The sequence below is a fragment of the Dyella marensis genome, from assembly GCF_049532885.1.
In the GTDB taxonomy this organism is placed as follows: domain Bacteria; phylum Pseudomonadota; class Gammaproteobacteria; order Xanthomonadales; family Rhodanobacteraceae; genus Dyella_D; species Dyella_D marensis.
Genome location: NZ_CP064029.1, coordinates 148166 through 168206 on the forward strand (window position 1 = coordinate 148166; position 20041 = coordinate 168206).

Genomic DNA, 20041 nt, shown 5'->3' on the forward strand with positions numbered 1-20041 from the left:
TCCCCCTGCTCAGCTCGCTGCTTGCTCCTGGTGATCCGTTTCGGTGGCTGGGGCCTGCAGATAGTCCAGCGTCGCCTGCAGCATCGAGGTCATGCCTACCTTCATGGCGCCCTCGTCCATGAAGAACCGCGGCGAATGATTGGCTGCCGCCTTCGCCGCATCCTGGCCGGCTGGCGTGGCGCCGACGAAGAAGTACACGCCGGGCACTTCTTTGGCGAAATAAGCGAAATCCTCCGAGGGCATGGCCGGCGGGGCCTCGACCACATGCGCGTGGCCGACCGCCTTGACCAGGCTGCTGCGTACCCGTGCGGTCAATGCGGCGTCGTTGACCGTGACCGGATAGCTGTCGCCCATCGGGATCTGCAGTTCCGCCGTGGCGCCGTTCGCGGCGGCCACGTGTTCGGCGATGCCGCGCAGATGGTCGATGGCTCGCTGGCGCATGGCGGGATCGAAGCTGCGCAGGGTTCCCTGCAGTTCCACTTTGTCCGGCACGATGTTGTGGCGCGTGCCGCCTTCGACGATGCCGAAGCTGAGCACGGCCGGCAGCGTGCCGATATCCAGCCGGCGGCTGACGATGGTCTGCGCCTGCTCGACGATCTGCGCCGCGGTGACGATGGGATCGACGCCGTTCCACGGCATGGCGCCGTGCGTCTGGCGTCCGTGGACCACCAGCTTGAAGCCGTCCGCCCCGGACAGCGTGGGTCCCGGCCGCAGCGCCACCGTGCCGACGTTGAGCGTGCTGATCACATGCATGGCGAATACGGCATCCGGCGCGAAGTCGCGGAACACGCCTTCTTTCAGCATGAGCGCGGCTCCGCCTTGCTCGCCCGCTGGCGCTCCTTCCTCCGCCGGCTGGAAGACGAACATCACCTCGCCCGGCAGCTCCTGCTTCATGCCGGCGAGCACGGTGGCGACGCCGAGCAGCATGGCCGTGTGCGCGTCGTGGCCGCAGGCGTGCATCACGCCGGTGGACTTGCCGCGGTATTCGCCCAGCGCTGCTGAGGCAAACGGCAGGCCGGTTTCCTCGGTGACCGGCAGCGCGTCCATGTCGGCGCGGATTGCCAGCCTCGGCCCGGGCTTGCTGCCTTTTAGAACGCCCACCACGCCGTGGTGCGCGATGCCGGTACGCACGTCCAGGCCGAGCTTCTTCAGCTGCGCGGCAACCAGTGCGGCGGTGCGCGTCTCGCGATTGCTCAGTTCGGGATGCTGGTGGATGTCGTGGCGCCATGCGACGACCTGGGGCAGTTCGTCCTGAATGCTTTGCGCCACATCGGTGGCATGGACAGGTACGGCCGATACGGCGGCAAGGGACAGCATGAGCAAGGCGCTGCGCATCATGAGCATTCTCCGGCGTGGATGTCCGTTGCGAAGCGTATGCGCAGGGACGCGTCCATGGCGGGTTTCAGCCAGGCAATTGGGACTATTCCGGGTATGCAGCGTCCCTCGTGCGGGCCATCGGCATGTTCGGCGCAACTTTCGGATTTCTGCGATATCTCCGGGCAAGGGTCAGGCGTCTACTCGTAGCTGCGCAGGCGCCGGCTTTCCGAGCGCTTGACGCCATGCAGTTGCTAACCCTCTTCCATGAACTGGAGAAGTCCCATGCAAATGCGTTCGAGAAAGAAGACGGCCGTCAGGGTCATGGCCTGGATGGCGGGAATGCTCGCGCTCACCGCCGCGAGTCTCGCTTTCGCCACGCCGCGGGCATCCGTGGAAAACAGCCCGCGCATCGATCCGCGCATCATCGGCGGCAATGAGGTATCCAGGGGGAAGTATCCGTTCATGGCTTCGCTGCAATTCGACGGGCAGCATTTATGCGGGGGATCGCTTTATCGCCAGGATGTGGTGATTACTGCTGCTCACTGCGTCAACGATGTAACCGACGACAACGCGGCGGAGCTCACGGTCACCATCGGGCAGACCCTGCTTTCGGATGGCATCGGCGCGCAGCGGCGAAGGATCCGGGCAGTGGCGATCAGCACGCTCCCGGCGTCCGATCTGGCTCTGGTGTTTCTGGACAAGCGGGTCAGCGGCGTCGTTCCGGTCAGCTTGCCCACGCTGGGCAGCGATGCCTTGTACCGGCCCGGGCAGACGGCAACGGTCATGGGCTGGGGCAACACCGATGCGGAGCTGCCGTTCTTCCCCAATCGGCTTCGGGAAGTGGATGTGCCCATTCTTGCGCCGGAGGAGTGCGCCGCCAGCTATGAAGGATACGAGCTGGGCACCTACTTCTGCGCAGGTGTCCGTGGCAAGGATTCCTGCCAGGGCGATAGCGGCGGACCGATCATTCGCAGCATAGGTGGCCGTGTCTATCAGATCGGCGTCGTCTCGTTCGGCGAGGGATGCGCGGAGCAGGGTGCGCCTGGGGTGTATGCCAACCTCAGCTCAGGCGAGCTGTGGAATAGCCTGCGGTTTATCTGGGTGCAACCGGCGCGGAATAAAGGACTGCATACCGTCGGATCGAACCGTCGCTAGGCCTGATTCCCAAGCAGCCGTACGGCGGAACGGCGATGCAAGCCGTGACTCGGCGGCAATGCTCGACCATGGCGTGCCTGCTGGCACGCCATGGTCGAGGAGGGCACGGCCGCCCGGAGTGATCCGCTCCTGGTAACCGTCCCTCACGCCAGATGCGGCGACGCGAGATTTTCCTCGCTCCGCATTTCGACCAACTTCAACTTCGTGCGCCCGAACTCAGCACGCAGCTACTCCCGTCGTACAGCTCAGTGGTCGGCGCAGTAGCGGAAGAGGCCAGCTTCATGGAGCTGCATGTCAGAGAAGACTTTCGTACTTCTGCGATATCCAGGAAGCAAAGATCATGTGTTTACTTGTAGCCGCGTAAGCGCTGGCTTTTAGCGGGCATTATCGCAATGCAATGGATAATCCTCTTCCATGACCTGGAGAAGTCTCATGCAAATGCGTTCGAACAAGAAGGCAATCGTCAGCATCGTGGCTTGGATGGCCAGCATGCTCGCTCTCACTACTGCGAGCCTGGCTTTTGCCAAGCCGCAGGTATCCGTGGAGAACGGCTCCCGCATCGATCCGCGCATCATCGGTGGTCATGAGGTGTCCAGGGCGCAGTACCCGTTCATGGCTTCCCTGCAATCTGGCGGGCGGCATTTCTGCGGAGGGTCGCTTTATCGCCGGGACGTGGTGATTACCGCTGCGCATTGTGTCAACAACGTAACCGACGGAAATGCGGCAGGGCTCTCGGTCACCATCGGGCAAACCCTGCTTTCAGACGACATTGGAGCGCAGCGGCGAGGCGTCAGCGCGGTAGCGGTCAGCACGGTCCCGGACTCCGATCTGGCGCTGATATTTCTTGACGCACCCGTCAGCGGCGTCGTCCCGGTCAGCTTGCCCACGCTGGGCAGCGATGCCTTGTACCGACCCGGTCAATTTGTAACGGTGATGGGGTGGGGCAACACGGATCCGGATATCCCCTTTTTTCCGGATCGATTGCGTGCGGTGGACGTGCCTTTGCTGGCACACGACGAGTGTGCGGCCGCATATGGCGATGATCTGAGCACTTATTTCTGCGCTGGAGTGCGCGGACAAGGAGCCTGTCATGGCGACAGTGGCAGTCCCATCATTCGTAGTATCGGTGGCCGCGTCTACCAGATCGGGGTGGTCTCATTCGGTGGTCTTCCTTGCGCAGCGCAGGGAGCACCTACTGCATATGTCGATCTTAGTTCGGGCGAGCTGTGGAACAGTCTGAAGTTTATCTGGGTGAAGGCGGGGCCGGGTAAGCAACTGCCTATGGTCGGTTCGGGCCGTCGCTAGGAGCCGCTTTCCTGCGGCTTGCCGAGACAGGGATGGCGATGCGATGCATGCCGCTTGACTCGGGCGGCAATGCAAAACCCTGGCTCGTTGGCATGCGCAGGCATGCCAACGAGCCAAGGGAAGCGGGCACCAGTGCGATCGGTTAACCGCTGACAGGCTCGTTCACGCCAGATGCGGTGAAGCCAGGTATTCCTCGCTCTGCATCTCGATCAGCCGCGACTCCGTACGCCCGAACTCCGCACGCAGCCGGTCGCCGTCATACAGCTCGGTGATCGGCGCTGCAGCGGAAAGGATCAGCTTCACATGGCGGTCGTAGAACTCATCTACCAGCAGCACGAAGCGGCGCGCAGCATCTTCGCTGTAGATGCTGAACTGCGGCACGTTGGAAACGATCACCGCAGGTCCCGCCTTGGCGATGGCGATGTAGTCGGCCACGGCGCGCGGACCTTCGCACAGAGCGTCGAAGTCGAACCACAGGATGTTTTCGGCGCGCTTGCGCACGGGGATGGCGCGGTCGTTGACCACGATGTCGCCGCCTTCCGTCGTGTCGCCCTGCGCCTGGGTGCTGAAGATGCGCGCCAGCGAGCGCTCAGCCTCGGCACTGGGCGGGGTGAAGTACACCGGCGCCTGGGTCAGCGCGCGCAGGCGCCAGTCGCGCGAGGAGATCATCTCCACCACGTGGCACTGCTGTTCCAGCAGGGCGATCGCAGGCAGGAAGCGTGCGCGCTGCAGGCCGTCCTTGTAGAGATTCTTCGGCTCGGTGTTGGAGGTGGTGACCAGGCTCACGCCGCGGGCGAACAGCGCCTCCAGCAGGGTGCCCAGTATCATCGCGTCGCCGATGTCGTTGACCAGGAACTCGTCCAGGCACAGCACGCGGCAGCGCGCGGCGATGCCCTCGGCCACTTCCGGCAGCGGATCCTGGCGGTTGCCCAGTTCGCGCAGGCGCTCGTGCACTTCGCCCATGAAGCGGTGGTAGTGGCGGCGCAGCGCCATGCCCTGCGGCAGGCTGGCCACGAACAGATCCATCAGAAAGGTCTTGCCGCGGCCCACGCTGCCCCACAGGTACAGCCCCGGCACGGCTTCGCGCGGCTCGGCGCCGAGCAGCGACTTCAGCCGTCCGAACAGGCCGCCGTTCTCTTCGCGGGCGGCGGTGAGCGCCGCATGCATGCGGTCGAATTCGGGCAGCACCGCCAGCTGGGCCGGGTCGCTTTCCCAGCGGTGCGCGGCGACGCCTTCCTGGTAGCGCGCGCTTGGCGCGATCGTAAGTGTTTCGCTCATGGGAGAAATCGCGGAAGGGCGCGTCAGCCGCGCGGGGGCGGCAGCCAGTCCTGCACCACATGCTTGATCGCGCCGCGCAGGTCCATCAGGCGGCGGTGGAAGAAATGCCCGGTGTCCGGCATGCGCACCAGTTCGGGTTTCTTGTGCAGGCTGTCGATCCAGTCGAACACCGCCTGCGGATCGACCACTTCGTCGCTCTCGCCCATGACCACCAGCCAGGGGCAGGACGGCAGCGGAATGGCGTCGAACTCGTAATGGCGGCGCGCCACCGGCGGCGCGATGCTGATCAGCGCGTCCGCATCCAGCTCGACCGCGCTGCGCAGGGTCACATAGCTGCCGAACGAGAACCCCGCCAGCCACAGCGCATCGCCGGGCCGCCGCGTGCGCACCCAGCGCACCACGGCGGCCAGGTCGTCACGCTCGCCGTTGCCGTAGTCGTGCTGGCCTTCGGATTCGCCGGTGCCGCGGAAGTTGAAGCGCACCGTGTCCAGTCCGCGCTCGCGCAGGCTGCGCTCCACCATGGTCACCACCTTGTTGTGCATGGTGCCCCCTTCCACGGGGTTGGGGTGGCAGATCACGGCCACGCCGCGGCGCGCGTCGGCCGGCTCGGCGACGTTGCTGATCGTTTCGAGCTTGCCGGCCGGGCCGCTCAGCGCGAAGCTGGCTTCTTCACCGGGGAACTGATCCGGATCGTTGGGGAAGGCGATGGGAGTCATACGCGGAATGATAACCGCCGGGCCGGTCCGCCGCCCGCTCGTGCGGAAAGCTCGGACATGAACCATCTTGCGCATGCCCTGCTGGCGGGTGATGACGAGGAGCTGCGCCTGGGCGGCATGCTGGGCGACTTCGTGCATGGGACGCCCGATCCGCAGCGGTTTCCGGTGCGGGTGATCGACGGCATCCGCCTGCACCGTGCGATCGACGTGTACACCGACGCCCATCCGGAGGTGGCCGAAGCGCGGCGCCTGCTGGCTTCGCCCTACCGCCGCTTCGGCGGGATCCTGCTGGACATGTGGTTCGACCATGAGCTGGCGCGGGATTTCGCGCGCTGGAGCGGCCAGCCGCTGGATGCGTATTCCGCAGGACTGCGCGCGCTGCTGCACCGGCACCACGGCCTGCTGCCGGACGGACTGAAGCGCTTCCTTATCTACATGGAAGCCCACGATCTGCCCGCCGGCTACGCTGAGCGCGCCGAGATCGAGCGCGCGCTGCACGGTGTGTCCGCACGCCTGAGCCGGGCCAACCCAGTGGGCGAGGCGATGCCCGTGCTGGTGGAGCTGGAGCCGCAACTGCGCGAGCGCTTCGAGGCGTTCTTCCCGCAGCTGCGGGACTTTGCGGCGGACTGGATCGCCCATGGGGAAGTCTCCGAATTGCGCTGAAAAGGCTGTGCTAAGCTGCATAGCAATTGCTATACATGGCGCTCCACCCATGAAGACAGCGGTCATTCCTCCGTTGCGCGTCGACCCCGAATTCCGCGAACAGGTGCTGGGCGTGCTCCACCAGGGCGAAAGCCTGTCGGCCTTCACCGAAGCCTCGCTGCGTGCCGAGATCCACCGGCGCACCGCCCAGCGCGAGTTCATCGAGCGCGGGCGGGCATCGGCGGAGAAGGCGCAGCGCAGTGGCCGTTACGTCGAGGCCGACGACATGCTGGGCCAGCTCGCTGCCCGGCTTGGGGCGGCGCCCCCGCACGAGGGCGATGAGTGACTTGTCGCGTCCGCTTCACGGAAGAAGCCCGCGACGACCTGCTGCGCTGCTTCGACATCCTGCTCAGCCGCGACCGTCATGCGGCCGGGCGCGCGCTTGCCGCTGTCGCCAAGGCGACCGAGCTGCTTAAGGATTTTCCCTACGCCTGCCGCAAGGCGGACGAGTCCGACCCGTTCCTGCGCGAGCTGCTGATCGGCTTCGGCGATGCGGGCTATGTGGCGCTGTTCGAGATCCGCGGGAGCGAGGTGCATGTGCTCGCGGTGAGGCATCAGCGTGAGGACGACTACCACTGAGATGGGAGCTGACGGGCGTCTTCGCGAGCCCCCCTCATCCCAAGCTTCTCCCCGGCGGGGAGAAGGGGCGAACGAAAAACGCCGCCCTGTGGGCGGCGTTTTGCTTTGATCCGATTGAAGCTGGCTTACTTCGCCTGATCCACAATCCAATGCACGGCGTTCTTCACCTGCTCGTCGGTGAGCGCCGGGTTGCCGCCCTTGGCCGGCATGAAGTTGCCGTCCGGGCCGTGGTAGCCCTCGATGGCGTGCTTGACCAGGGTGTCGACGCCCTGCGCGATGCGCGAGCCCCAGGCGCCCTTGTCGCCCAGCTTCGGCGCGCCGGCCACGCCGGCGGTGTGGCAGCTGTGGCAGAGGTTGTCGTAGATGGTCTTGCCGTCGGTGCTGCCGCCGTAGGCGACCTGCGACGCGGCGGCCTTGGCGGCGGCGTCGGCGGCGGCCTGCATGGCGGCGCGGCCTGTGTCGCCGGCGTAGACGGCGCCCGCCGGAGCGATGCGCTCGGCCACCTTCTTGGCCGCGTCCGGATTGGTTTCCTTGGGTTCGGCGTCGTAGATCATCCACGCGCCGCCGATCAGCAGCAGCGTCAGCACACCCAGGCCAGCGATCAGCAACGAGAAGCTGCGCATGAAGCTCTGGTCGGATTTGGTCATGGAACCGCTCACGCAATACTCCCGTTTTCGGTGGGCGAACCATCGGGCCTGGCCGGACCGCGGGTTCAGGCAATGAAGTCCCTGATTATAGACGAACGGACCGGCCTGTCTTCCAGCCATGGCACCATGGGCGGCGAGGGAACCGGATGCGGGCCGGTCCGGTCCCTCATGCCGACACCGGACGGACATCGTCGGACCGCATAGTGGCGCGGCTCATCCCTGCCATCGGTCATGCGCCCCCCCTGTCAACTGGCATTGTCCCTTTTCGTTGAACTGCCCCTATCCTTTCGCCGTCGTATCAAAACAGGCGCGCAACCGCGCGCGGCGGGGTCGGGTAGGGGCCCGCCTATCATCCAGGAGCTTTTTTCATGTCGCGTTTTTGGAAGATCGCGCTGATCGTGATCGCCGTGATCATCGTCGGAGGAGTCGGTTTCCGTCTGCTGCACAAGCCGGGCGAAGGCCAGGGCGGACAGGCGGCCGGCAACGGCCAGGGCGGCCCGGGCAAGGGCGGCGAAGGCAAGGACAAGGAAGCCCCGGTGCCGGTGACGGTCGAGCCGGTGGTCAAGCGTGACGTGCCGGTCTACCTGACCGCGCTGGGCACCGTGCAGGCGCTCAACACCGTGACGATCAATCCGCAGGTGTCCGGCCAGCTGATGAGCCTGAAGTTCAAGGAAGGCCAGGAAGTGAAGCAGGGCGACGTGCTCGCCGAGATCGACCCGCGCACCTTCCAGGCCAATTACCAGCAGGCCGTGGGCAAGAAGGCGCAGGACGAGGCGCTGCTCGCCACCGCGCGCGCCAACCTGGCGCGCAGCCAGAACCTGGCGCCGCAGGGCTATATCTCCAAGCAGGACCTGGACACCCAGCGCAATCAGGTGTCGCAGTACCAGGCCGCGGTCGCGGCCGACGTGGCGGCGATCGCCAGCGCGCAGGTGCAGCTGGGCTTCACCAAGGTGATCTCGCCGATCGACGGCGTCACCGGCATCCGCGGCGTCGACCCGGGCAACCTGGTCACCACCACCAGCACCATCGTCACCATCACCCAGCTGCATCCGATCTACGTGATGTTCACGCTGCCGGAGCAGAACCTGGAGATGGTGCGCAATGCCGTGCGCGACAGCAGCACGCCGCTGGCGGTCACCGCGCTGGACCGCGTCGACGCGCATCCGATCGCCGACGGCGGCGAGCTGAAGGTGATCGACAACCAGATCGACACCACCACCGGCACCTTCCGCCTGCGCTCGCAGTTCGCCAACGAGAAGAACGACCTGTGGCCCGGCCAGTTCGTCAACGTGCGGCTGCAGGTGCGCACCGTGGCCGGCGGCCTGGTGATCCCGTCGCAGGCGGTGCAGCGCGGTCCGGACGGCGACTACGTCTACCAGATGCAGGCCGACAGCACGGTCAAGATGCAGCCGGTGAAGGTGGCCGGCGAAGTCGGCGACAGCCACGTGATGATCGGCACGGGCCTGAAGGAAGGCGACCAGGTGGTCACCGAAGGCCAGTTCCGCCTGAAGCCGGGCAGCAAGGTGAAGGGCCTCAAGCCGGGCGAAGTGCCGGCCGCGCCCACCGCCGAAGAGCTGCAGCAGCAGGGCAAGAAGGGTCAGCGCAACGGCGGCGGCCGCCGCGGCGGCTAAGCCACACCGGCCGGGCGCGCGCCATGAGCGCGACGCCCGGCGCCACGTGCGGCGCATAGACGCGCCGCGCCTTGAAGTCCACAACGGACGGCCATCCAGGTAACCATGGGATTCTCGACGCTCTTCATCCGCCGGCCGATCGCCACCTCGCTGCTGATGGTGGCGGTGATGCTGCTCGGCATCCTGGGCTATCGCCAGCTGCCGGTCTCGGCGCTGCCCGAAATCGACGCGCCCAGCCTGGTGGTCACCACCCAGTATCCGGGCGCCAGCGCGTCCACCATGGCGGCGCTGATTACCACGCCGCTGGAACGCAACTTCGGCCAGATCTCCGGCCTGGCGATGATGACTTCGGACTCCTCCGCGGGCCTGTCGACCATCGTGCTGCAGTTCGCCATGGACCGCGACATCGACATCGCCGCGCAGGACGTGCAGGCCGCGATCAACCAGGCCAAGGGCACGCTGCCGAACAACCTGCCGTATCCGCCGGTGTACAACCGCGTGAATCCGGCCGACGCGCCGATCCTCACGCTGAAGCTCACCTCCGACACGCTGCCGCTGCGCAATATCAACGACATCGCCGACTCGATCCTGGCGCAGAAGCTGTCGCAGGTGCAGGGCGTGGGCCTGGTCTCGATCGCCGGTAACGTGCGTCCGGCCGTGCGCATCCAGGTCAATCCGGCGCAGCTGTCCAATCTCGGCCTGACCATGGAGGACGTGCGCAGCGCGCTCACCCAGGCCAACGTGAACGCGCCCAAGGGCACGCTCAACGGCAAGACGCAGAGCTACAGCATCGGCACCAACGACCAGCTGATCGATGCGGCCGAATACAAGAACACCATCATCAGCTACAAGAACGGCGCGCCGGTGCGCCTGTCCGACGTGGCGCGGGTGATCGACGGCGTCGAGAACGACCAGCTCGCCGCCTGGGCCAACGGCAAGCCGGCGGTGCTGCTGGACGTGCGCCGCCAGCCGGGCGCCAACATCGTGCAGACCGTGGAGCACATCCGCGGGATCATGCCGGAGCTGCGCAGCGTGCTGCCGGCCGACGTGCACCTGGACGTGTTCGCCGACCGTACCGTGACCATCCGCGCCTCGGTGGAGGACGTGCAGTTCACGCTGGTGCTCACGGTGTTCCTGGTGGTGGCGGTGATCTTCGTGTTCCTGCGCCGCCTGTGGGCCACCATCATTCCGTCGGTGGCGGTGCCGCTGTCGCTGATGGGCACCTTCGGCGTGATGGCCTTCGCCGGCATGTCGCTGGACAACCTCTCGCTGATGGCGCTTACCGTGGCCACCGGCTTCGTGGTGGACGACGCGATCGTGATGATCGAGAACATCGTCCGCTACATCGAGCAGGGCAAGAGCGGCAAAGAAGCGGCCGAGATCGGCGCCAGGGAAATCGGCTTCACCGTGCTGTCGCTGACCGTGTCGCTGATCGCGGTGTTCCTGCCGCTGCTGCTGATGCCCGGCGTCACCGGCCGCCTGTTCCACGAATTCGCCTGGGTGCTGACCATCGCGGTCGCCATCTCGATGCTGGTGTCGCTGACCCTGACGCCGATGATGTGCGCCTACCTGCTCAAGCCCGACGCGCTGCCGGAAGGCGACGACGCGCACGAGCGCCATGCCGCCGCCGGCAAGCGCACGGTGTGGTCGCGCACGGTCGACCTGTACGACCGCACCCTGGGCTGGGTGCTGGACCACCATCGCTTCACCATGTTCGTGGCGCTGGTCACCGTGGTGGTCACCGTGTTCCTGTACGTGGTGATTCCGAAGGGCCTGCTGCCCGAGCAGGACACCGGCCTGATCACCGGCGTGGTGCAGGCCGACCAGAACGTGGCCTTCCCGCAGATGGAGCAGCGCACCCAGGCCGTGGCCGAGGCGCTGCGCAAGGACCCTGCCGTGAGCGGCGTGGCGGCCTTCATCGGCGCCGGTTCGATCAACCCCACGCTCAACCAGGGCCAGCTCAGCATCGTGCTGAAGGACCGCGGCGACCGCGGCGGCCTGGACGACATCCTGCCGCGCCTGCAGAAGACCGTGGCCGGCATCCCCGGCGTGGCGCTGTACCTCAAGCCCGTGCAGGACGTGACGCTGGACAGCCGCGTGGCCGCCACCGAGTACCAGTACTCGATGTCCGCGGTGAACTCGGCGGAACTGGCCGGCTATGCCAACCAGATGACCCAGGCCATGCGCCAGCGACCGGAACTGTCGGACGTGGACAACAACCTGGCCGACAGCGGCAACGCGCTCAAGCTCACCATCGACCGCGAGAAGGCCAGCCGCCTGGGCGTGCCGGTGCAGACCATCGACGACACGCTGTACGACTCGTTCGGCCAGCGCCAGATCTCGACCATCTTCACCCAGCTCAACCAGTACCGCGTGGTGATGGAAGTCGCGCCGGAATTCCGCACCAGCCAGGACCTGCTGAACAAGCTCACCGTGCGCGGCAACGGCAACGGCGCGCTCACCGGCAGCAACGCCACCACCTTCGGCCAGGTGGCGTCGAGCAACTCGGCCACGCCGGCGGGCATCGGCAACACCGGCAACGTCGGCTTCCAGGTCGGCGCTGGCGGCACCATTCCGATCGCTTCGCTGGCCAATGCCGAGGTGACCAGCGCGCCGCTGGTGGTCAGCCACCAGCAGCAGCTGCCGGCGGTGACGCTGTCGTTCAACGTGGCGCAGGGCTATTCGCTGTCCGACGCGGTCAAGGCGATCCACGAGATCGAACAGCAGCAGAATTTCCCGCCGCAGGTGCGCGGCCAGTTCATCGGCAAGGCGGCGGAGTTCTCCTCCTCGCTGGGCGACGAAGTGCTGCTGCTGCTCGCCGCGATCGTGGTCATCTACATCGTGCTGGGCGTGCTGTACGAAAGCTACATCCACCCGCTGACCATCATCTCCACCCTGCCGCCGGCCGGCGTGGGCGCGCTGCTGGCGCTGATCCTGTGCGGCATGAGCCTGTCGGTGGACGGCATCGTCGGCATCGTGCTGCTGATCGGCATCGTGAAGAAGAACGCGATCATGATGATCGACTTCGCCATCGAGGCGCAGCGCACCGGCATGAGTCCGCCGGAAGCGATCCGCCGCGCCTGCCTGCTGCGCTTCCGTCCGATCATGATGACCACCGCGGCGGCCATGCTCGGCGCCCTGCCGCTGGCGCTGGGCAACGGCATCGGCGCGGAGCTGCGCCGTCCGCTGGGCGTGTCGATCGTCGGCGGCCTGCTGCTGTCGCAGCTGGTCACGCTGTACACCACGCCGGTGATCTACCTGTACATGGAACGCTTCTCCGACTGGCTCCGGGTGCGCCGCGAACGCCGCGCGCTCGAACGCGCGGCGACCGGCGGAAGCGCGGCGGCGTGAGGCCGCCAGGGCCGGATAAACGACGCGGTGACGCGACCAAGGGGTGGAGCCGGAAGGCTCCGCCCCTTTCGGCGTCCTGGGCCTGGCGATCCGCACCAGTGCCAGAAGGCCCCGGCCCGCATGTTCAACCGATACCCGGCCGGTGCGTTCAGTTGATGAAACCCCGCCTCGCCCGACGCCTGCGCCGCGCCGGCCATTCCCCCGCTACGCTTACCGCATGAACATCTCCGGCCCGTTCATACGCCGTCCCATCGGCACCTCGCTGCTCGCCATCGGCGTGTTCGTGCTCGGCGTGATCTGTTATTCGCTGCTGGGCGTGGCCGCCCTGCCGGATATCCAGTTCCCGGTGATCTTCGTGCAGGCCGCTCAGTCCGGCGCGGACGCCAGCAATATGGCCTCCACCGTGGCCGCGCCGCTGGAGCGCCACCTCGGCCAGGTGCCGGGCATCGACACCATGCGCTCGCGCAGCTCCGAAGGCAGCGCCTCGGTGTTCCTGATGTTCCAGAGCGGGCGCAACCTCGATGCCGCCGCGCGCGACGTGCAGGCGGCGATCAATGCCGCGCAGCCGGACCTGCCCACCGGCCTGACCAGCCAGCCGAGCTACCAGAAGGCCAACCCTAACGACGACCCGATCATCGCCTTCGCGCTCACCTCGGACACGCAATCGGCCGCCGCGCTCTACAACGTGGCCGACTCGCTGCTGGCCCAGCGCCTGCGCCAGCTCGAAGGCGTGTCCTCGGTGGATATCGCCGGCGCGGCGACGCCCGCCATCCGCGTCGACCTCAACCTGCGCGCGGTCAATGCGATGGGCCTGTCGCCCGACCAGATCCGCAACGCGCTGATCGCCGCCAACGTCACTTCGCCGCAGGGCTTCCTGGACAACGGCCAGACCCTGATGGCGATCACCGCCAACGACAACCTGCACACGGCCGAGGAATTCGCCGACCTGGTGATCGCCACGCGCAACGGCACGCCGGTGCGGCTGTCGGACGTGGCCAAGGTCTATTCCGGCCAGCAGGACGCCTTCCAGGCGGCCTGGTACCAGGGCAAGCCGGCGGTGCTGATGTATGTGTACAAGAAGTCGGACGCCAACGTGATCGCCACGGTCGACGCGGTGCGCGAGCTGATCCCGACCTTGCGCTCGTTCCTGTCGCCCGGCACCAGGCTGATGCCGTACTTCGACGGCACGCCGACCATCCGCGCCTCGCTGCACGAGGTGCAGGCGACACTGCTGATCAGCCTGGCCATGGTGGTGCTGACCATGGCGCTGTTCCTGCGCCGGCTCGCGCCCACCCTGATCGCCGCGGTGGCGGTGCCGCTGTCGCTGGCCGGCGCCTTCGTGTGCATGTATTTGATGGGCTACACGCTCAACAACCTCACCTTGCTGGCGCTGGTGATCGCGATCGGCTTCGTGGTGGACGACGCGATCGTGGTGATCGAGAACATCATCCGGCACATGGACGAAGGCCTGTCGCGCTTCGAGGCCACCTTGCTGGGTGCGCGCGAGATCGGCTTCACCATCGTGTCGATCACCGCCTCGCTGGTGGCCGTGTTCATTCCGCTGCTGTTCGCCAGCGGCTTCACCGGCCTGTTCATGCACGAGTTCACGCTGACCCTGGTGGCGGCGATCGTGATGTCGATGCTGGTGTCGCTGACCTTGACGCCCTCGCTGTGCGGCCGCTTCCTGCGCGCGCACGACGACAAGAAGCGCAAGCAGCCGTCCCGCCTCGACCGCGCCCTGGACAAGTTCCACGAGAGCATGCTGGCGGTCTACACCACGGCGCTGAATTTCTCGCTGCGCCACACCTTGCTGTTCGCACTGACGCCGCTGGCGCTGATCGTCGCCACCGTGTTCCTGGCCGGCTCCGTGCGTACCGGCCTGTTCCCGCAGCAGGACACCGGCTTGATCTGGGGGCGTTCCACGTCCAGTGCCACGGTGTCGTTCGGCGAGACCATCAAGCGGCAGGAGCGCATCACCGCGATGCTGCAGAACGACCCGGCGGTGAAGTCGGTGAGCTCGCGCCTGGGCACCAGCCGCACCGGCACCAGCGGCTCTTTCAGCATCGAGCTGAAGACCCGCGCCGAAGGCCGCCGCGAAACCACCTTCCAGGTGCTGGACCGCCTCAGCGCGAAGGCCGCCAAGTTCCCCGACCTCAACCTGCGCCTGCGTCCGCTGCAGGACTTGCCCAGCGGCGGCTTCGGCGGCAGCGGGCAGGGTGCGCAGTACCAGATTTCGCTGCAGGGCAACGACATCGACGAGCTGCAGGCCTGGCTGCCCAAGCTGGTCAACGAGCTGAAGAAGAATCCCAAGCTGAAGGACGTGGGCTCGGACATCGACGATGCCGGCCTGCGCCAGAACATCGTGGTCGACCGCGACAAGGCCGCGCGCCTTGGCGTGGGCATCGGCACCATCGACAGCGCGCTGTACAACGCTTTCGGCCAGCGCCAGATCTCCACCATCTACTCGGACATCAACCAGTACAAGGTGGTGCTCAACGCGCTGCCGAACGAGACGGCCACGCCCGAAGCGATCAACCGCCTGTACGTGGCCAATACCAAGGGCGAGATGGTGCCGCTCACCGCGTTCGCGCGGCAGCAGCCGGGCGTGGCGCCGTCCACCATCTCGCACGAGAACCAGTATTCGACGATGGACCTGAGCTTCAACCTCGCCCCCGGCGTCAGCATGGGCGAGGCGATGCAGATCGTGCAGGCCACCGTCACCAATATGCGCATGCCCGGCGACATCCGCCTCAACGTGGGCGGCGATTTCCGCCGCTTCCAGCAGTCGCAGGGCGGCATGCTGCTGTTGCTGCTGGCAGCGGTGGTCACCGTGTACATCGTGCTGGGCATGCTCTACGAGAGCCTGATCCATCCGGTGACCATTCTCTCCACGCTGCCGGCGGCGGGCATGGGCGCGCTGCTGGCGCTGTGGCTGAGCGATACGGAGCTGTCGATCGTCGCGCAGATCGCCCTGGTGCTCTTGATCGGCATCGTGAAAAAGAACGCGATCATGATGATCGACTTCGCCCTGGTGGCGCAGCGCGAGCACGGCAAGTCGCCGCTGGAAGCGGCGCGCGAAGCCTGCGTGGTGCGTTTCCGCCCGATCATGATGACCACCATGGTGGCGATCCTGGCCGCGCTGCCGATCGCCATCGGCCTGGGCGAAGGCTCGGAGCTGCGCCGCCCGCTGGGTATCGCGCTGATCGGCGGCCTGATCATTTCGCAGAGCCTGACCCTGCTCAGCACGCCTGCGCTGTATGTGATCTTCACCTGCCTGGCCGATCGCTGGAAGGCGGCGCGCGCACGCCGCCGCGAGCGCTCGCGGCAGGCCGTGGTGCGGGCCTCGTAGCCTCGTAGGTTGGGGTGAGCGCGAGCGAACCCCAACAGCGCCACCCGCCCGCCTGAATGCGCCGGCCGGCCAATAACGGCGCGTTAACCCCCAACTCGGAACACTGCCCGCTCCTTTCGGGAAGGAGGAGTGTTCGATGGGCAATGAAACAGGAAAACCCGATTTCTCCAACGTGCAAAGCGATGTCCAGTCGACGGCGCCCGACGCGCCCAAGGCGGACTTCAGCAACGTGGAGAGCAAGGTCGTTTCGACCGCGCCGGATGGAGACCAGACCTATACGGTCGTCGCCGGCGACAACCTTTCGAAGATCGCCAAGCATTTCTACGGCAACGCCGACTGGAAACGCATCTTCGACGCCAACCGCGACCAGCTGAGCAATCCTGACCTGATCAAGCCGGGCCAGGTGCTGAAGATCCCCGCCAAGGACTGAGAGAGGAGACACGCATGAAGATCACCGCCAATAAGATCAGTAAGACCCCGTACCTGATCGCCTTCGCGCTCGCCGCCACCCTGAGCCTGGCCGCCTGCGGCAAGAAAGAAGACGCCGCCGCGCCGACCGCCGCACCCGCGGCCACCGCCGCACAGCCGGCCACGCCGCCCGCGGCCGCCCCGGCGCCCGCGCCGGCCGTCAGCCTGGTCTCGATCGACCTGGGCAGCGCCGTCGGCGCCGACCAGAAGGTCACCACCGCCACCACCACCTTCACGCCGAAGGACAGCATCTACGCCGCCGTGAGCACCAGCGGCAGCGGCAATGCCACCATCGCGGTGAAGTGGACCTACCAGGACGGCCAGACGGTGAAGGAAGACAGCAAGACCATCGCCCCCATCGGCCCGGCCACCACCTCGTTCGAGATCAGCAAGCCGGACGGCTGGCCGGCCGGCAACTACAAGGTGGACGTCACCTTGAACGGGCAGCCGGCGGGGACCAAGGATTTCTCGGTGAAGTAACCGGCTTGGATCATGCAGTCGTCAACGAAGGGCGCGGGAGACCGCGCCCTTCGTCGTTTCAGGCGCGCGCTCAGCCGCGGGTGGCCAGCTCATGGCAGGCCGGCGCGGCGCGCGCGGGGGTGTCCCGGGCGGGCAGCACATCCGGCACTGTGATGTCCGCGCCTTCGGTGCCGGCATAGAAGACGATCAAGGTCGCGGCCTGCTCGCCGGTGTAGCCGCGATGCACCTGGCCGACCAGCTCGGGCAAGACCTCGCCTTCGGCGAGCGAACAGGTGGCGTTCGCGCCTTTGGCGCGCTTCTCCACCGTGAGCGCGCCTTTGAGCACATACGCCGCATTGATCACCGGATGGTGATGCCAGGCCAGCGTGCTGTGCGCCGGAATGACGATGCGCAGCACGGTGATCTGCGGCTGGCCGGACGCGTAGGCCGGGTAGGGCGTGCCGTCCCAGGAGCGCGTGGTCTTGAGCAGGGTGGTGCTTTCGGCGGCCGGGGCCGGGCTGGCGGCGGCCGTCAGTGCCAGCACGGCGAGGAAGGCCTGGACGAGGCGGGGCATGGCGTGTCCTTGCGGGTCGGGGGTCGGGCCATGGTCCGATGTTTCGTGGGGCGTATCCATGCGCCGGTCGCTTGCCCGATCCCATACCGCGCCGTACGTCTTGTTCGGAGTATTGGGCAAACGCGTGCCGCAGCGGTTCCGTCCCCCCGGCGAAAACGCGACAATACTTGGCTTTCGCGGATGCCGTCGCCATGTGACCGGTTCCGCCCGCCGTCCAGCGGCGCCCCCTTCCTGTCAACGTCGTTGCAAGAGGCCAGACATGTCCAACACCCCGAAGATCATCTACACCCTCACGGACGAAGCGCCGTTCCTTGCAACGCAGTCGCTGCTGCCGATCGTCAAAGCCTTCGCCGGTTCCGCCGGCATCGCCGTGGAAACGCGCGACATCTCGCTGGCCGGCCGCATCCTGGCCCAGTTCCCCGACCTGCTTAAGGACGAACAGAAGATCGCCGACGATCTCGCCGAGCTGGGCCAGCTGGCCACCACGCCGGACGCCAACATCATCAAGCTGCCGAACATCAGCGCCTCGGTGCCGCAGCTGAAGGCCGCGATCAAGGAACTGCAGCAGCAGGGCTACGCGCTGCCGGACTACCCGGACGAGCCGAAGAACGAGCAGGAGAAGGACGCCAAGGCGCGCTACGACCGTACCAAGGGCAGCGCGGTGAACCCGGTGCTGCGCGAAGGCAATTCCGACCGCCGCGCGCCGCTCTCGGTGAAGAACTACGCGCGCAAGCATCCGCACAAGATGGGCGCGTGGAGCAAGGACTCGCAGTCGCACGTCGCGCACATGGACGGCGGCGATTTCTACGGCAGCGAGAAGTCCGCCACCGTCGCCCAGGCCACCTCGGTGAAGATCGAGTGGACCGGCAAGGACGGCAAGAGCACGGTGCTGAAGGACAAGACCGCGATCAGCGCGGGCGAGATCATCGACGCCGCCGTGATGAGCCGCAAGGCGCTGGCCGCCTTCGTCGACGCCCAGGTGGCCGATGCCAAGCAGCAGGGCGTGCTGTTCTCGCTGCATCTGAAGGCGACCATGATGAAGGTCTCCGATCCGATCATGTTCGGCATCGTGGTCAGCGAGTTCTACAAGGACGTGCTGGCCAAGCACGCCGACACGCTCAAGCAGATCGGCTTCGATCCGAACAACGGCATCGGCGATCTCTACGCCCGCCTCAACGCGCTGCCGACCGACAAGCAGGCGGAAATCACCGCCGACATCCAGGCCGAGTACGCGCGCCGCCCGGCGCTGGCGATGGTCAATTCCGACAAGGGCATCACCAACCTGCACGTGCCCAGCGACGTGATCGTCGACGCCTCGATGCCGGCGATGATCCGCGACTCCGGCAAGATGTGGAACGCGCAGGGCAAGCTGCAGGACACCAAGGCGGTGATCCCCGACCGCAGCTACGCCGGCGTGTACCAGGCGGTGATCGAGGACTGCAAGGCGCACGGCGCCTTCGACCCCGCCACCATGGGCAGCGTGCCGAACGTGGGCCTGATGGCGCAGGCCGCCGAGGAATACGGCTCGCACAACAAGACCTTCCAGATCGCCGCCGACGGCGTGGTGCGCGTGATCGACGATGCCGGCAAGGTGCTGCTGGAGCACGCGGTGGAAGCCGGCGACATCTGGCGCATGTGCCAGACCAAGGACGCGCCGATCCAGGACTGGGTCAAGCTGGCAGTCACTCGCGCGCGCCTCAGCAACACGCCGGCCGTGTTCTGGCTGGATCCGCAGCGCGCGCACGATGCGCAGCTGATCGCCAAGGTCGAGCGCTACCTCAAGGACCACGACACGAGCGGCCTGGACATCCGCCTGCTGTCGCCGGTCGAGGCCACCCGCTTCTCGCTGGAGCGCATCCGCAAGGGCCAGGACACCATCTCGGTCACCGGCAACGTGCTGCGCGACTACCTCACCGACCTGTTCCCGATCATGGAGCTGGGCACCAGCGCCAAGATGCTGTCGATCGTGCCGCTGATGGCCGGCGGCGGCCTGTTCGAGACCGGCGCCGGCGGCTCGGCGCCCAAGCACGTGCAGCAGTTCCTGGAAGAGGACTACCTGCGTTGGGATTCGCTGGGCGAATTCCTGGCCCTGGCCGCCTCCTTCGAGCACCTGGGCAATCGCTACGACAACGCCAAGGCCGGCGTGCTGGCCAAGGCGCTGGACCAGGCCAACGGCAAGATCCTCGACAACAACAAGTCGCCCGCGCGCAAGGTCGGTGAACTGGACAACCGCGGCAGCCACTTCTACCTGGCCATGTACTGGGCGCAGGCCCTGGCCGGGCAGAACGACGATGCGGAGCTGAAGGCCAAGTTCGCGCCGGTGGCCAAGGCGCTGACCGAGAACGAAGACAAGATCATCGGCGAGCTCAACGGCGCGCAGGGCAAGGCGGTGGACATCCACGGCTACTACCACCCGGACATCGCGCTGCTCGGCAAGGCGATGCGCCCGAGCGCGACGTTCAATGCGGTGGTGGATGGGTTGGCGAAGTAAGCACGGCCTGCCGCGATGA

At 66.6% G+C, this 20041-nt stretch carries 16 protein-coding genes; 11 read left to right on the plus strand and 5 right to left on the minus strand.

What is annotated here, in order from left to right; translation table 11 throughout:
* Positions 1 to 9 precede the first annotated feature (9 nt).
* Complete coding sequence (locus tag ISN75_RS00575; RefSeq protein ID WP_343819253.1) at positions 10 to 1338, minus strand: amidohydrolase; 1329 nt, start codon at positions 1336 to 1338, stop codon at positions 10 to 12.
* Between the two features lie 261 nt (positions 1339 to 1599).
* On the opposite strand from ISN75_RS00575, the gene ISN75_RS00580 reads away from it, so the two are divergent.
* Together ISN75_RS00580 and ISN75_RS00585 are read left to right on the plus strand one after the other, a co-directional pair.
* Entirely contained in the window at positions 1600 to 2472 is an 873-nt protein-coding gene (locus ISN75_RS00580) for a serine protease (RefSeq protein ID WP_343819252.1), read from the plus strand.
* A 432-nt stretch (positions 2473 to 2904) separates the two neighbouring features.
* The gene (locus tag ISN75_RS00585; RefSeq protein WP_343819251.1) at positions 2905 to 3777 is read left to right on the plus strand and encodes a serine protease; all 873 of its coding nucleotides are present in this window, start codon (positions 2905 to 2907) and stop codon (positions 3775 to 3777) included.
* Between the two features lie 162 nt (positions 3778 to 3939).
* Here the strand turns inward: ISN75_RS00585 and zapE are convergent, their stop codons facing one another.
* Together zapE and ISN75_RS00595 are read right to left on the minus strand one after the other, a co-directional pair.
* Positions 3940 to 5055: a cell division protein ZapE gene (zapE, locus tag ISN75_RS00590; RefSeq protein ID WP_343819250.1), complete on the minus strand. Its 1116-nt coding sequence runs from the start codon at positions 5053 to 5055 to the stop codon at positions 3940 to 3942.
* 23 nt (positions 5056 to 5078) lie between these two features.
* Entirely contained in the window at positions 5079 to 5771 is a 693-nt protein-coding gene (locus ISN75_RS00595) for an alpha/beta hydrolase (RefSeq protein ID WP_167254966.1), read from the minus strand.
* A 57-nt stretch (positions 5772 to 5828) separates the two neighbouring features.
* On the opposite strand from ISN75_RS00595, the gene ISN75_RS00600 reads away from it, so the two are divergent.
* From ISN75_RS00600 to ISN75_RS00610, 3 genes are read left to right on the plus strand one after another with little or no spacing between them, the layout of a single operon-like run.
* A complete protein-coding gene (locus tag ISN75_RS00600) occupies positions 5829 to 6434 on the plus strand; it encodes an ACP phosphodiesterase (RefSeq protein ID WP_343819249.1) in 606 nt (201 codons plus the stop codon).
* Positions 6435 to 6483: 49 nt separating this feature from the next.
* Positions 6484 to 6759, plus strand: a complete 276-nt coding sequence (locus ISN75_RS00605; protein ID WP_343819248.1) for a YlcI/YnfO family protein — start codon at positions 6484 to 6486, stop codon at positions 6757 to 6759.
* Complete coding sequence (locus ISN75_RS00610) at positions 6756 to 7052, plus strand: type II toxin-antitoxin system RelE/ParE family toxin (protein ID WP_343819247.1); 297 nt, start codon at positions 6756 to 6758, stop codon at positions 7050 to 7052. Before ISN75_RS00605 ends, ISN75_RS00610 begins: the two co-directional genes overlap by 4 nt.
* 125 nt (positions 7053 to 7177) lie before the next feature.
* On the opposite strand, the gene ISN75_RS00615 is transcribed toward ISN75_RS00610, so the two are convergent.
* Entirely contained in the window at positions 7178 to 7699 is a 522-nt protein-coding gene (locus ISN75_RS00615; RefSeq protein WP_167254974.1) for a c-type cytochrome, read from the minus strand.
* A gap of 368 nt (positions 7700 to 8067) precedes the next feature.
* On the opposite strand from ISN75_RS00615, the gene ISN75_RS00620 reads away from it, so the two are divergent.
* The 5 genes from ISN75_RS00620 (at position 8068) to ISN75_RS00640 (ending at position 16978) form a co-directional block, all read left to right on the plus strand.
* Positions 8068 to 9330 (plus strand): efflux RND transporter periplasmic adaptor subunit, encoded by a 1263-nt coding sequence (locus ISN75_RS00620; RefSeq protein ID WP_168648933.1) that lies wholly within the window; start codon positions 8068 to 8070, stop codon positions 9328 to 9330.
* 105 nt (positions 9331 to 9435) lie between these two features.
* Positions 9436 to 12681 carry an efflux RND transporter permease subunit gene (locus ISN75_RS00625; protein ID WP_167254978.1) on the plus strand — a complete coding sequence of 1082 codons (3246 nt, stop codon included), beginning with the start codon at positions 9436 to 9438 and terminating at the stop codon, positions 12679 to 12681.
* A 217-nt stretch (positions 12682 to 12898) separates the two neighbouring features.
* A complete protein-coding gene (locus ISN75_RS00630; RefSeq protein WP_343819246.1) occupies positions 12899 to 16030 on the plus strand; it encodes an efflux RND transporter permease subunit in 3132 nt (1043 codons plus the stop codon).
* Between the two features lie 136 nt (positions 16031 to 16166).
* Entirely contained in the window at positions 16167 to 16460 is a 294-nt protein-coding gene (locus ISN75_RS00635) for a LysM peptidoglycan-binding domain-containing protein (RefSeq protein WP_167254982.1), read from the plus strand.
* A gap of 14 nt (positions 16461 to 16474) precedes the next feature.
* Entirely contained in the window at positions 16475 to 16978 is a 504-nt protein-coding gene (locus ISN75_RS00640; RefSeq protein WP_343819245.1) for a hypothetical protein, read from the plus strand.
* Positions 16979 to 17048: 70 nt separating this feature from the next.
* On the opposite strand, the gene ISN75_RS00645 is transcribed toward ISN75_RS00640, so the two are convergent.
* Entirely contained in the window at positions 17049 to 17531 is a 483-nt protein-coding gene (locus tag ISN75_RS00645) for a cupin domain-containing protein (RefSeq protein ID WP_343819244.1), read from the minus strand.
* 259 nt (positions 17532 to 17790) lie between these two features.
* Between ISN75_RS00645 and ISN75_RS00650 the strand changes: the two genes are divergently transcribed.
* A complete protein-coding gene (locus ISN75_RS00650) occupies positions 17791 to 20022 on the plus strand; it encodes an NADP-dependent isocitrate dehydrogenase (RefSeq protein WP_343819243.1) in 2232 nt (743 codons plus the stop codon).
* Positions 20023 to 20041 lie beyond the last annotated feature (19 nt).